This is a genomic window from Alcaligenes sp. Lyrl_28 (assembly GCF_051948705.1).
Lineage (GTDB): Bacteria > Pseudomonadota > Gammaproteobacteria > Burkholderiales > Burkholderiaceae_B > Alcaligenes > Alcaligenes ammonioxydans.
The window spans coordinates 454,231-468,334 of sequence record NZ_JAYJLG010000003.1; the positions used below are offsets into that span (position 1 = coordinate 454,231).

Annotated in this window: 10 protein-coding genes, 1 tRNA gene and 2 riboswitches; of the genes, 1 reads left to right on the forward strand and 10 read right to left on the reverse strand. The window is 57.7% G+C overall.

Features of this window, described 5'->3' with window-relative positions; genetic code table 11:
- Positions 1–19: 19 nt before the first annotated feature.
- Positions 20–100: riboswitch (glycine riboswitch) on the reverse strand.
- Between the two features lie 4 nt (positions 101–104).
- A riboswitch (glycine riboswitch) is annotated at positions 105–192 on the reverse strand.
- Between the two features lie 91 nt (positions 193–283).
- From VF694_RS09795 to VF694_RS09835, 9 genes are all read right to left on the reverse strand, one after another.
- A complete protein-coding gene (locus tag VF694_RS09795) occupies positions 284–1,354 on the reverse strand; it encodes an ABC transporter ATP-binding protein (RefSeq protein ID WP_415302307.1) in 1,071 nt (356 codons plus the stop codon).
- On the reverse strand, positions 1,351–3,117 hold the full coding sequence (locus VF694_RS09800) for an ABC transporter permease (protein ID WP_301607333.1): 1,767 nt from the start codon (positions 3,115–3,117) through the stop codon (positions 1,351–1,353). Before VF694_RS09800 ends, VF694_RS09795 begins: the two co-directional genes overlap by 4 nt.
- 70 nt (positions 3,118–3,187) lie before the next feature.
- Entirely contained in the window at positions 3,188–4,273 is a 1,086-nt protein-coding gene (locus VF694_RS09805) for an ABC transporter substrate-binding protein (RefSeq protein WP_003801165.1), read from the reverse strand.
- Positions 4,274–4,388: 115 nt separating this feature from the next.
- The gene (locus VF694_RS09810) at positions 4,389–6,902 is read right to left on the reverse strand and encodes a sensor histidine kinase (RefSeq protein ID WP_440164210.1); all 2,514 of its coding nucleotides are present in this window, start codon (positions 6,900–6,902) and stop codon (positions 4,389–4,391) included.
- Positions 6,902–7,576, reverse strand: a complete 675-nt coding sequence (locus VF694_RS09815; RefSeq protein ID WP_440164211.1) for a response regulator transcription factor — start codon at positions 7,574–7,576, stop codon at positions 6,902–6,904. Before VF694_RS09815 ends, VF694_RS09810 begins: the two co-directional genes overlap by 1 nt.
- Positions 7,577–7,657: 81 nt before the next feature.
- On the reverse strand, positions 7,658–9,316 hold the full coding sequence (gene nadB / locus VF694_RS09820; RefSeq protein WP_440164212.1) for an L-aspartate oxidase: 1,659 nt from the start codon (positions 9,314–9,316) through the stop codon (positions 7,658–7,660).
- The gene (gene nadA, locus VF694_RS09825) at positions 9,316–10,449 is read right to left on the reverse strand and encodes a quinolinate synthase NadA (protein ID WP_440164213.1); all 1,134 of its coding nucleotides are present in this window, start codon (positions 10,447–10,449) and stop codon (positions 9,316–9,318) included. Before nadA ends, nadB begins: the two co-directional genes overlap by 1 nt.
- Positions 10,450–10,647: 198 nt before the next feature.
- On the reverse strand, positions 10,648–11,694 hold the full coding sequence (locus tag VF694_RS09830; protein ID WP_059317702.1) for an NADP(H)-dependent aldo-keto reductase: 1,047 nt from the start codon (positions 11,692–11,694) through the stop codon (positions 10,648–10,650).
- A gap of 71 nt (positions 11,695–11,765) precedes the next feature.
- A complete protein-coding gene (locus VF694_RS09835; RefSeq protein WP_440164214.1) occupies positions 11,766–12,260 on the reverse strand; it encodes a YkgJ family cysteine cluster protein in 495 nt (164 codons plus the stop codon).
- A gap of 381 nt (positions 12,261–12,641) precedes the next feature.
- On the opposite strand from VF694_RS09835, the gene VF694_RS09840 reads away from it, so the two are divergent.
- A tRNA-Val gene (locus VF694_RS09840) sits at positions 12,642–12,718 on the forward strand.
- A gap of 160 nt (positions 12,719–12,878) precedes the next feature.
- Here VF694_RS09840 and VF694_RS09845 read toward each other — a convergent pair.
- Positions 12,879–14,099 (reverse strand): tyrosine-type recombinase/integrase, encoded by a 1,221-nt coding sequence (locus VF694_RS09845; RefSeq protein WP_440164215.1) that lies wholly within the window; start codon positions 14,097–14,099, stop codon positions 12,879–12,881.
- Between the last annotated feature and the right edge of the window lie 5 nt (positions 14,100–14,104).

Sequence of the window (14,104 nt, forward strand, 5' to 3'; positions counted from 1 at the left end):
GAGTAGTGGCAATACCCCATCTGTCCTGTGACCTGAGAGTTTATCCAACCTGTGCATCTGGCTGGGCTCCTTCGGTGGGCGTCAAACGCCGCTCTCCAGAGTGTCGGGCTGGTACGATCCTTTTGCCTGAGAGATTCCGGGGTGGTTGCTCCGTCGGCGCCTGACTGAACAGGTCTCTTTCATACCGCCTGTAGTGACGCGACTACAGTAGCCGCGCTTACAAAAGTTTGCAATCAGGGTAAACCGGGAGCTGTGGGGGGGGCTCCCGGTTTGGAGCGATGGATCAGGAGGGGTAAATCCACAGTTTGGAGGGCGGCAATTGCAGATGATGCACGCCACTGGGCAGTGGTTCAGGTCCGAAAGCTCGCAGTGTGCCGGCAGTCGGGTCGGCCATGCGGAAAACGTGCTCCCACTTGTCGCCCAGATACATGCTGGTGGATAGCTGCAGTGGCAGCGTATCGGGGCCGGGCTGCGCATTCAGTTGCACTTGTTCGACGCGAATCACGGCGGTGGCGTGCTGGCCGGCGCTCAGGGGAGCGGCGGCATGGCCCCATAACTCCCAACCAGGGCCGCTAAGCCGAGTTTGTTGATCGCGTTGCTCGGTAACCTTGCCTTGCAGACGATTGTTCGAGCCCATGAACTCGGCGGTGTACAGGGTCTTGGGATTGCTGTAGACCTCTTGCGGGGTACCTTGTTGCTCGATTTCGCCACCATTCAGCAACAGGATCCGGTCCGAAATCGCCATGGCCTCCGCCTGGTCATGGGTTACCATCAAAGCGGACAGGCCCATTTTCACAATCAGTTCGCGCAGGAACACGCGGGCCTCTTCACGCAGCTTAGCATCCAGGTTGGACAGTGGCTCATCCAGCAAGATGACCGGGGGGTTGTAAATCAGCGCACGGGCAATGGCCACACGCTGCTGTTGCCCTCCAGACAGTTGGCTGGGGTAGCGCTCGCCCAGGCCTTTCAACCCCAATTGATCCAAAATGGCGTCCACCTTTTGGCGGCTTTGCGCCTTGGAGGTTTTGCGCAGCGTGAGCGGATAAGCCACATTGTCCTGCACGGTCATGTGTGGCCACAAGGCATAGGACTGGAAAACCAGGCCCAGATTGCGCGCCTCGGCGGGCAGGTCGATACGGTTTTGCGAGTCGTACAGCACGTTCTCATTGATGGCGATACGCCCTTGGGAGGGCTGTTCGAGCCCGGCAACCGCACGCAGCAAGGTGGTTTTGCCACTACCCGAGGCCCCCAGCAGGGAAACCACCTCACCTTTGTTCAGGCTCATGGACACGCCTTTCAGAACCGGGTTGCGGTCGTAGGCCAGATGAATGTTGTCTACAGTCAGCTCGGTCATCGTAGTTTTACTCCGAAGCGCAATGCGATGGTCAGGCCAATGACCACCAGAACGATATTGATAAAAGACAGGGCAGCTACAATGTCGATGGCGCCGGTCGCCCACAGTGAAACCAGCATGGAGCCAATGGTTTCCGTGCCCGGTGTGAGCAGGTACACGCCGGTAGAGTATTCCCGCTCAAAAATCAGGAACATCAATAACCAGGACCCGATCAGGCCGAACTTTGCCAGTGGTAAGGTGATTTGACGTGTTACCTGACCGGGACGCGCTCCCGTGCTGCGGGCGGCTTCTTCCAGCTCCGGACCCACTTGTAAAAGGGTGGAGGAGATCAGACGCAAGCCGTAAGCCATCCAGACCACGCTGTAGGCCAGCCAGACGCTGAAGATGGTGCTGCGCAGGGCGCGCAGCGGACTGACGAGCGTGCCTTGCAACCATTCCGCCATGGGCAGGACCGACAAGTAGCCGTTTTCCAGGGACTGATCCAGCCACATGGGCACGAACAGGAACATCCACAAAAAGGCCAGACCCGCCAGTAGACCGGGGACGGCACGGGGTACCAGAACGCTGTAGTCCAGAAAGCGGGTGATGCCGTCTGGCTTGCGGTGCATGGCCAGGCCAATGAAGGTGTAGCAGATGACGGCCAAGGCGCCGCCAAATACACCAATCGCCACTGAGTTCAGAATGGCGCGCAGCAGATTGGCTTGCCCAAACACTTGCCGGAAGGCATCCAGGGAGAGCACGTCCATCAGCGAGACGCCAATCCCCCAGTTGGACACAAAGGCGCGCAAGACTACGCCCACCACCGGGACAATGACGGTGAAGAACAACCACAGACCGACCAGTGTTGCAGCTGCCCAGCGCCAGCGACCCAGCGGCAAGGCACGCGCCTGGGAGGCTTTGCCCTTGACGGTTACGAAGCGGTTGGCGGTGCGCATCAGACGGCGTTGCAGCATCACGAGCGGGATAGTCATGGCTATCAGGACGACTGCCACAGCCGCCATCAGGTGGTAGGACGGAATGCCGAGCTTGTTGGTGAGCTTGTATAGATAGGTGGCCAGTACCAGGTGGCCTTCAGGGTCGCCGAGCACCAGCACCAGACCAAATACTTCCAGCCCCAGAAAAAAGAGCAGAACGCAGGCGTACAGGATGGCGGGACGCACCATGGGCAGGCTGACCGAGCGCATGACCTGCCAGGGGCTGGCACCGGCGCTGCGGGCGGCTTCTTCCACATCCGAGCCCATGCTGCGCAAGGCCGAGGAAATGTACAGATAGGCGTGGGGAACGTGCGTCAGACCGGCAATGATGACAATGCTGGTGAAGGAGTAAATGTTCCAGGGGACAAAGCCGATCAGCTCCAGCGTCCAGGTGGAGAAGAAACCGACGGGTCCGGCGGCAACAATATAGCCAAAGCCCAGCACCATGGGCGAGACGAAAATCGGGACCAGAATGAGCGGTTCAATCCAGGTACGGCCGGGTAAATCGGTACGTACCATCAGGAAGGCCAGGATGCCGCCCAAAGGAATCGAAATACCGGCCAGGCCAAAGGCCATGATGAAACCGCTCCCCAGTGCTTTGTAAAAGTCCGGGTCGTCGAAGATGAAACGGAAAGCATCCAGCCCCAGAGACTTGTCAGTCGCAAAAAAGGGGGCCGATAGCAGGCTTTGGATGATGATCAGGCTAAGCGGCACATAAATGGCCAATGCCGTGATCAGAACAACGACATGGCGTGGCCAGGCCTGCCACCGAAGGCGTAAGGCTTGCATGATAAGGATTCCAGGCGGTAAAAGGCAGGGTGACGGCCGAGGCCGTCACCCGGTTCACAGACGAGGTGTCTTATTTATTGGCCGCAGCGCGCCATTGCTTGATGAAGTCCAGGCGTTCCTTTTGCTTCAGGAAGTCCAGCAGCGACGAATCCACCGGGATGGGGGTCAGTTCTACCCCTGCCAATTTCTTGGTCAGGCCATCCACATCGTTGTCGCCTTCCACGTCAGAGCGGATCGAGGCCAGCTCGGATTGGTTCGCCAGAACATCCTGTCCGTCCTTGGATAACATGTAGTCCAGAAAGACACGGGCGGCATGGGGGTGCTGGGCCTTGTTGCTGATGAACGCCACGCGTGACAGGACCAGGGTGTAGTCCGAGGGGTACACAATCCCGATGGCTTTATCCTTGGCGGCGCGGGTCTCCGCATATGAACCCAGCAGGTTGTAGCCAATCAGGTTTTCACCCGAGCTGACGCGCTCCATCATGGTGCCCGTCGAGGACTGCAGCACCAGATTGGCTGAACCTACGCCTTTGATGAAATCCCAGTAGCTCTGGCCTTTCTTGCTGTCTTGAGCGGCCAGCATATAGCCTACTGCAGATTTTTCAATGTCGTAGGTAGTGACCTTGTTGCGAAAGCGGTCCTTGTCGCTTTCCACCAGCCTGGCCAGTTCTGCATGCGTCTTGGGTGCTTCTTCAGGCTTGATAAGACGGTTGTTGTAGATGAATACCGTCGGCTCGTAAGTGGTGCCAAACGCCTTGTTTTCCCATACGGCCCAACTGGGCAGGGCAGGGACTTCAGGGGAGTCGTAGCGGGCTGCGTAGTCGGTGGCCAGGCGCATAGCCGAGTCCATGGAGGAGCTCCACACAAGGTCGCCACTGTGGCTGCCCGAAGCCTGTTCGCTGATGTAGCGGTTGTACAGCTCGGTGCTGTTCATGTCGTGGTATTCGACTTTGATCTTGGGGTGGGCGGCCTCAAACGCGGCAATGAGCGGTGCGGCGGCTTTGGTGTCCGTGGTCGAGTAGACAATAACCTTGCCTTCTTTGTCCGCTGCTTGAGTCTGGTCGTCCTGAGCCCAGGCCGCTTGTCCGGCCAGCAGGCTGGCACTGAGTGACAGGGCGAGCAGGCTCAGGCGCTTAGGGGGGGTAAATGCTGACATTCGAGTCTCCTTGTTGTCAGAGTCCCGTCCTGTTGCGGGACTTCTTGGGTGATCGGTGTCATTGCATTGTCTGGACTCTAGCTGTCAGCATCCTGTCATTGGGGATGGGAAGGGGCTAGGGTCCTGCCGGCGTGTCGGTGACCAGACGTCGCCAGTTCTGCAGAAAACGGTGGCGGCGGGTGGGGTCCAGGCCCACTAACAAAGAGGGATTGAGAATAAGCGGTTGAATAATTCCAATTGATTGATTTTCAATGGTTTTTGTGAGCCAGCTGCCCGTTTCCACGGCGTTGAGCGAGCCTAATCCGGCTGGGCCGGCGAGGGTTTGTTGGCCTTGGGGAGAGAGCAGGTAATCAATGAAAGCAGCGGCTAGATCGGGACGGCGAGCTTGTTTATGAATCAGGGCGCTGCGGGTAAACACTGACACATAATCGCTGGGTACGACGATGGCAATGTCCGAGCCTGCTTTTTGCCGAGCCAGGGCATACGAGCCTAGTACGTTGTAGGCGACATCCAGGGTGCCATTGTCCAGATCATCCAAAATGGCACCGGTATTGGCATACAGACGGGTGCCGACACGGCCCAGGGCATTGGCCAAGCCCCAGAACGTGGAAGAGGTGCGTTCGTCGTATAGTGCAAACAGGTAGCCCACGCCACTGATCTGAATGTCATAGGTGCCCACCCGGCCCCTCAGACTGCCCTGGTTACGCTCCAGCAGCTTAAGCAGCGCTTCGCGGGAGGCCGGCAGCTCGTACGGCAAACGAGCCGGTGCGTAGGCGATGACGGCCGGCTCCAGCGTGAAGCCAAACACCTCATTGCGCCAACGTGCCCAGCCGGGCATGGTCTGGGTCAGACTGGATATGTGCGCACGAGCATAGCCGTCGTTCGCCAGTTTGACCTGCATGTCCGCGGCCGAGCTGATCAGCAGATCCGTTTCAGGCAGGCTGTCTTGAGTGGTGTGCCGATACAGCGCGGTGGAATCCATCTCGTGATAAAGAATGCGTACGTGAGGCTGGATACGCTGAAAGTCCTGTACGAGCACTTCAAACAGTTCGGTGTCGGTAGGGCCAGCAATCACCAGCAAGGCCTGATCTTCCGGTCCAGGTGTACGGGGGGAGCGAGCCGGGTAGTCGTGACTGCGAATGCCCATATCGGGTTCCGCGGCGCTGGCGAGGGCGAAGGCTGGCTGGGGCTGGGCCAACATGCCCGTCATGATCAACGCTGCGATGAGCAGGGTCAGGGGGGGCGAGGGTCGGGGACTCTGGTAAAGGGTGGGGATTTCGATGCGGACTGTCAGACCCTGCGGGGTATGGTCACGCAAGAGCAACGTGCCTTGATGCGCTTGTACCACGGTGCGCACGATAGACAGCCCCAGGCCCGAACCGGGCCGCCCCTGGCTGCTGGGACCACGCTGAAAACGCTCCAGCAAACGGGTTTTGTCATCGTCACTGATGCCTGGGCCCAGGTCGGACACATCAAACACCACCCAACCGTTCGGGCGGGTGTAGATTCGCACGGACACAGGCTCGTCGCTGTAGAGCATGGCGTTGTGGATCACATTGCGCAGCATCTCCCGCAAGGACACATGGTCGCCCAGGATTTGTGCTCGTCGAGCCGAGGGCGTGAGGTGAATGTACAGCCGGTGGGCCCGGTCGGGATCGACCCGGCCCTGGATTTCCTGAATCAACGGGGCCACATCTAAAGGCCGCATGGTGCTGCGGTCCAGGCGGTGGCTGACGGTGGCGTCCATCAGTAACTGGTTCAACAAATGGGTGGCATGCGTAGTGTTGTTCAGAATCCGTCGCAGGCGTGGCCTTAGGGTGTCAGAGCCTGGCTCATCCATCGCGAGCTGGGTTTGCAGATGGACTGCCGCCAAGGGAGTGCGAATCTGATGGGCCGCATCGGCCACCAGATTGTTCAGAGTACCAACCGCTGTTTGCAGACGCTGCATGAAGGCATTGAGGGTATCGACCAGACGTCGAATCTCTTTGGGTACCGGCGTGTCGATGGGCTGCAAATTGTCATGGGAGCGTTCTCGCAGTGCTGTTTCCAATTCGGCCAAGGGGGCGAACGCACGCCGAATCCCCAGGCTGGTAATCATCAGGGCCAGCAGCATCAGACCGGTCAGGGACAGGGTGCTGCGACCCAGCAACTCATCGGCCAGCGCTTGTCGGGTGCCCAGGGTTTCAGCAACGCGGATGGTGATCCAGCCACGGCCCAGTGAATGCTGGCCTGTCAGCAAGCGTCCGATCGTGGCGACACGCACGGCAGTGCCGTGATAGGAAATGGTGTCGTAGCGCGGTTCGGAACTGGTGGCCAGCGGCAGGTTGTCTCCCAAGTCTGGATAGCCGGAAATCAGGCTATTGGCCGAGCGTACGCTGTAAAAAATATGTTCCTGTTCGGACAGCATGGCCATCGCCGAATAGGGCAGCTCCAAGGAAAGTTCACCCTCGTCAATTTGAATGGCATTGGCAATAGTCAGGGCGGCGGCGTTCAGGAGCCTGTCATAGGCGGAGTCGGCGGCACGCTGGGCATATTGTCGCGATGCCAGACCTAATGCCAGTAAGGCAGCGGCCAGCAAGCATACGGCCAGCGCCAGTACACGCTGCTGGATAGACAGGGTGCGGCGCATTAGCGGGCATCACCCAAGCTTGCCATATAGCCGGTGCCCCGCACCGTGTCGATGCGAATGGCACTATCGCTAAGCTTGCGCCGTAGACGAGAGACATGCAGCTCCACGGCATTGGGGCTGGAGTCTTCATCGAAGTTGAACAGCTGCATCATCAACCGTTCCTTGGTGACCACTTGTCCGGCACGACTCAGGAGCAACTCCAGCAAGCAGAATTCGCGCTGGCCAAACTCCACGGTCTGATCCCGGCTATTGATGCGTCGGGCGGCGATGTCAATGCTGACGTGTCCCAACTGCCAGATTTCCGCTTGCGTGGTGGCGGGCCGCCGCATCAGGGCACGCAGCCGTGCTTCCAGCTCGCGCAGATCGAAAGGTTTGACCAGATAATCGTCTGCTCCCAGGTCCAGCATGGACACACGATCTTCGATTTCTGAACGAGCCGTCATGACCAGCACGGGCAAGCTGGGTGTTTGCTGGCGCAGATGCCGCAAAATGCTGAAACCGTCCTGATCGGGCAGCATGATGTCCAAAAGCAGGACGTCCCAGTTATCCATTTCCGGATAGCGTAGGGCCAGCTCGCCAGTGTTGACCCACTCCACGCTATGACCGCCCGCGCTGAGCCGGCTGGCGATGGCTTCTCCCAAATCCTCATTGTCTTCGACCATGAGTAATCGCATATTGCCTCCATCCAATGGGCTCCTGTTCGTCGAGAAGCCTCTTTATTTATTTTTTTATTCTATCTCATGGAACTAAGGCTTCTAGTCCAGCCGAAAATGCGCGCCCAGACTGTGAGGGCGGGCCAGAGCCGCGTGGGCCAGCAACCAGGCGGTGTCCAGGTGCAGACTGCCAATGCGATGATCGACCGTGTCGGGCAGGCGGCGACTTTGCTCTCGCCAGTCGCTCAGGGTGTGGATGGCGTGCGCCAGACCAGCTCTATTCCGAAGCAGACCGACATGCTCTTGCATCAGGTTTTGCAAGGCAGGCAGGGTGGGGAACGGGGGTGTGGGTGGGCGATGCAGTGTTCCCTTGTCTTTGCAGGTAATGTTGTTGTTGTTGTTGTTGTTGTTGTTGTTGTTGTTGTTGTTGTTGTTGTTGTTGTTGTTGTTGTTGTTGTTGTTGTTGTTGTTGTCGCGTGCGGGCGCAGGGGTGTGCGGTGATCCTGCGAAGGTCGGTGCCGTTTTTGATCTTTCGTCCTCGGGAGTCAGGGCGGAACAATGAGCGGCCCGGCTCCCTTCGATGGCCTGCGCTGCTGCCCGCCCCATGACCACGCACTCCAGCAGCGAGTTGCTGGCCAAGCGGTTCGCCCCGTGCAAACCGGTGCAGGCCACTTCCCCTATCGCATACAGACCCGGAACGCTCGTGCGACCGAACAGGTCGGTTTGAATCCCTCCACAGCTGTAATGCGCTGCCGGCGCGACAGGTATCCAGTCCTGGCGTAAATCCAGGCCGCGGCGTAAACCTTCTTCCAAGGCCCGTGGGAAATGCCGCTGCAACGTATCGGCACCCAGATGGCGCACATCCAGCCAGACGTGTGCACGGTCCTCTTGTTTCATTTGTGCTGCAATGGCTCGCGACACAATATCGCGGGGGGCCAGTTCGGCGCGGGAATCATAGTCCGGCATGAAGCGACGACCATGTGCATCCAGTAAATGGCCACCTTCACCCCGCAAGGCTTCGGTAAGCAGAAACGTCGGCCCTTGTGTGTACAGGCAGGTGGGATGGAACTGCACGAACTCCAGATCGCGGATTGCTGCGCCTATGCGCCAGGCCAAAGCCACGCCTTCACCTTTGGCGGTGTCGGGATTGGTGCTGTGGGCATACAGACTGCCGAGCCCGCCCGTGGCCAGCACCACATGGTCCGCTAGAATCGTTTCATGACGATGGGTTTGTTTGTCGTAAATATCAACCCCCGCTACACGACCGTGTTCATTCCGGCGCAAGGCCAATGCCAGGCAGTTTGTGCGTTGGAGCAGTTGTGTGGCTTGTTGTAGCTGGGGGTACAAGGCCTGCATGATGGCGTACCCACTGGCATCCGCCGCGTGCACGATACGTCGCTGGCTGTGCCCCCCTTCGCGGGTCAGGTGCAGTTGCCCGTCTGGTGTTCTGTCCAAAGGCACCTGGCGCTCCAGCAGCCACTGCACCGCTTGTGGCGCGGCTTGTAAGATGTTGCGCACAGCATCCGCATCGGAATGGTGGGCACCTGCCTGCAGGGTGTCCTCGATATGCAGCTCCACACTGTCCTGGGCGCTGAGTACGGCAGCCAGCCCCCCCAGCGCCATCGTGCTTGCGCTACACGGAGCCGCGCCACTGCTCAGCAACGTTGCCTTCATGGAGGCAGGCAGAGACAGAGCCAGACTGGTGCCAGCCAGGCCCGCCCCAATAATCAATACATCCGTCTTTGTGCTAAGGCGCGGCATCAGGCGGCCCCTACGTGCAGAAACTGCTGGCTGTGTTGGGCGAGATCAGCTCCTACACGCAGTGTTCTCTGATGAGCAGCTGCAAAGTCCATCATCCTTTGCAGGGAGCGTCGTGCGCCTTGCTGTAATGCGGGCTCGATTTGTATACCCGGGCCCGGCTCGCTCAAGCGTTGTTGCAGCGCTTGCAAACTGTTCAGCGCCATCCAGGGGCAATAGGCGCAGCTTTTGCAGGTGGCGCTTTCGCCTGCTGTAGGGGCGGCCAAAAAGGTTTTGCCTGGGGCCTGTTGACGCATGGCATGCAAAATGCCCTGATCGGTCGCCACGATAAAGGTGTCGGCAGGGTGGTTGACAGCGGCGCGCAGCAGTTGTGTGGTGGAACCAACCACATCGGCCAAGGCCACCACCGCAGCTGGCGATTCTGGATGGACCAGTACCTGAGCATGCGGATGCTCATTCATCAACGCTTTTAAGCCGTCGGCCTTGAACTCGTCGTGAACCAGACAGGAACCTTGCCAGAGCAGCATGTCCGCTCCGGTCTGCTTCTGGATGTACGCACCTAAATGACGATCGGGCGCCCACACTATTTTTTTCCCTTGCGCATGCAGATGGCGCACGATGTCCAGTGCGATCGAGGACGTGACCACCCAGTCTGCCTGAGCTTTCACCGCCGCGCCGGTATTGGCATAGACAACCACCTCCCGGTCCGGGTGAGCGGCGCAAAACTGTTTGAAGTCTTGCGGGGCGCAGCCCAGATCCAGTGAGCAGGTGGCTTGATCGTGGACGGCCAGGACCCGTTTTTCCGGACTCAGGATTTTGGCGGACTCTGCCATGAAACCCACACCGGCTACCAGGACCGTGCTGGCTTTGTGCTCTTGTCCAAAGCGAGCCATTTCCAAGGAGTCGCCCACGCAGCCCCCGGTCTCCAGCGCCAGATCCTGAATATCGGGATCGGTGTAGTAATGGGCCACCAGCACCGCATTCTGGGCCTTCAGCTCCGTGGCCAAGACTTGTTTCAAAGCCGCTTTATCGTTTTGTGACTTGATCGGGGATGGGACTTCATGCCAGCCAATCTGACGGCTTAAGGCATCCTGTGAATCGGGCTGACAGACATCAATAGGGAAACGCTGAGTCATGAGTGTCCTTGGTGCTCAAATTGAGCATAAATGATTTAAAAAAATGGCCGCGGTGAAACGTCGAGCGAAAAGGAAAATTGTTTTTTTGTTATGCTTTTTTTGAGCATAATTAAAAAATCAATGCTTCGCAAGCACAAGGACAGATTCAGTCAGAAAAAGGAGACCCCGCGTCATGACATTGAAGCGGGGCCAAGTCCCTTACGGCGCCGGATTGGGCGTGTGGTGATGAATGGCGTTGATTTTGCTGATCAGTTCATCATTGAGCTGAACATCCACGCTGGCAATGTTTTCGCGCAATTGCTCCAGGGTGGTTGCACCAATCAAGTTGCTACTGGTAAAGGCTTGCTGGTTTACCCATGCCAAAGCCAGCTGAGTCGGTGTCAGACCATATTCACGGGCTAGTTCGTTGTAGGCCAACGCGGCCTCACGAGCCCGCGGCGCGTCATAACGCGTGAATCGGTTGTACCGTGTCAAGCGACCCTTCTCGGGGCGTGCGCCGTGATCATATTTGCCGGTTAGCACACCCATCGCCAAAGGCGAATAGGCCAGAAGCCCAAGTCCTTCATAGCGACAAAATTCGGACAGGCCCTCTTCAAACACCCGGTTTAGCAGGTTGTAGGGATTCTGGATGGTGGCAATCAGAGGCAGGGACTGGGTGCGCGCCAATTCCAGAAAGCGGGAAACCCCCCAGGGCGTTTCATTGGAAACACCGATATGCCGCACCTTGCCTTGACGTACAAAGTCGTCCAGTACCGCCAGAGTTTCTTCAATAGGGACGGTGTCTTCCTCTTTCCAGGGGTAACTGCGCTGCCCAAACGTAACCGTGCTACGGTCTGGCCAGTGCAACTGGTACAGATCCAGGTAGTCGGTTTGCAGTCTACGCAGACTGTCATGCAGGGCTTGTTCCAGATTTTTGCGATCCAGGCTTGTGCTGCCATTACGGATGTGTCCGGGACGCTTGGGGTCGCGCTGCGGACCGGCAATTTTGCTGGCCAACACAATATCCTTGCGACGGCCCGTTTTCGCCAGCCAGGTACCAATATATTGCTCGGTCAAACCCTGTGTGGCTGCCATAGGAGGGACAGGGTACATTTCGGCGGTATCCACCAGATTTACCCCCAGCTCCAAGGCAAGGTCCAGTTGAGCGTGCGCCTCGGCCTCGCTGTTTTGTTCCCCGTACGTCATGGTGCCCAAACCAATCAGGCTGACGTCCAGATCTGTATTGCCCAGCTTGCGGTATTCCATCTACTTCGACTCCCGAAAACGCAGGGCCGGGCGGCCCTACAAATCGTGCATGGTAGCGTATTTACCAGACGCTATGCGGCTTCATCATGCTCGGGCAAGGCGGGCGGAGCGGGTAAGGGACGTTTGGGCAGCAGGGGCAAACCGTGCTTGGCCCGCAGACGTTGGCAGTCGACGTTGGGGCTGCCATCCAGTTCCCAGATCTGATAGTCGCGACAGGGGGTAGGGCGGTCCGGGTAAATGGCGCAATGAATGCCTGGCTGACCCAAGGTGCCCCGCAAGGCAATGCAACGACCCTCACCTTGTTCTGTGCCTTTCATGCACGCGCGCAGCGGCCCGACCTTGGTGGTCAACTCGACCGGAACGGTCCCGCCCGTCTCGCCACTTAACTCGCCACTATAGAAGGAAACCCGAAAGTGTGAGCAGCACACCCCACAGCTCAAACAGGGGTTTTCGTCGAAAATCTCATCATTGGGGGGCGTATAAAGCACCGTTTCCAGCGTTGTTTCTTGAACGCCAGGCAAGTCAAGCAAAGTAGTGGGGGTAGGCGGGAGAGAAGAGCAAGTCATGTGCGTGGATGTCCCGTAGTAGCCGCAAATTCGGTTCAGATCAGATCGCTTATCTGCAGGCGTAAAGCATTTATTTTATTTTTGCGCGAAGAACTTGAATAGAAAAATCGTGTATACCCCCAGGGGCGTGATGCTGAGGCGAGACAGAATCGATGTATCCATATGTATCTGGTGATGAATTGAGCAGAAAACGCCTAAAATTTTTTGGAACGATAGGTTTTCGTTTTATTCTAAGTAAAACAATGGCTTAGAGCTTATTCTGGGGATTTTGATGCGTTCGAGCGGATAGGTGGAGAAAAAAATAAGGGATTTTTTATGGAAAAACGCAAAATAGTGTTGACAGCCTCATAGGGAAGATCTATTATTTCATTTCTTCACCGCAGGCGGTTAGCTCAGTTGGTTAGAGCGCTACGTTGACATCGTAGAGGTCGCTGGTTCGAATCCAGTACTGCCTACCAGAATACATGCACACAGCTCCAAGCTGTGCCAAGAAAAGCCTCAAAGATCAATGCTTTGGGGCTTTTTTGTTGCCCAGCGTTCCAAGCTGCGCCAAGCCAGTCCCAGAGCGTTTGGGGGTATGGATGGGGGTATGGTGTAACAGGAATGGGGGTATGGAAATTACGCGGCTTTTTCAAGCTGCTCGTCCAGATAATCCGACCACCATTGCATCAGTTTTTTACGCTCCTCCAGGTACATGGCATGGTTGTATGCGCGGCGCACTTTGTTTCTGTCGCGATGGGCCAGTTGCCGTTCAATGGCGTCAGGGCGAAAGCCACTGTGCTCATTCATGATGGTGGAGGCTAGCCCGCGGAAACCGTGCCCTGTTTGCAGCTTCTCATAGCCCATGATTTTTAATGCACGGTTCATGGTGTCACTGCTCATCACAGCACCACGGCGATTATGGACATTGGGAAACAGGTACTGAAAGTGTCCCGAGTGCTGTCGCAAGCTTTCCAAGATCGCAAGGGCTTGGGTTGAAAGCGGCACGATATGGTCGGGCGCGCTCTGCTTTTGTGCCAGGCGTCCCTTCATGCGCTCGCCCGGTATCAGCCACAAGGCATTCTTCCAATCGATCTCGCTCCACTGTGCCCAGCGCAGTTCGTTTGTGCGTGGGAAGGTGCGCATCATCAGTTTGATGGCCAGTCGCGTCTCCGGTCTGCCGTGATAGCGCTCAACGCTGGCGAGTAGGGCGGGGAGATCCGTTTCTGCAACATGCGGAAAATGCTCTACTGGTGGGCGCTCCTGCAAAAACTGCCGTAGCCCTTGGGTGATGTCGTTTTGAATTAATCCAGTACCGCAGCCGTATCGGAAGACCATGCCGACCGCTTCCAACACCCGAGCAGCCATCTCTAGCGCGCCGCGCTGTTCCACTTGCTGCACCAGTTCCAGTACAGCTTTTCCAGTCACGCTGGACATGGAGCGCTGGCCGATATGAGGGTGCACGTTTGCAGCAAGAGCATTCGAGATCCGCGTAAAGTAGCCTTCACTCCATACCGGCCGTCGAGTTTCCAGCCATTCGTCTGCGACCGCCTTGAACGTGATACCCATTGTCGCCGGCGGGGGCGCCTCGCCAGGGTCAAGGCCTTCCGATAGCCGGGCCTTGGCCTTTTCGCGCTGCTCTCGGGCGGCAGCAAGACCTATCTCCGGGTAAGAGCCAAAGGTCAGTATGTTTTCTTTCCCGGTCACGGGATGCCGATACTTCAATCTCCAGCGCTTTGAGCCGGAGGGTAGCAGCTCAAGGTACAAACCACCGCCGTCAAAAAGGCGGCTCTTGCCGCCCTTGCTGAATTTTGCTGCTTTGCACTTTGAGTCCGTCAGCGGTGGAATCTTCTTTGCCATGTCTT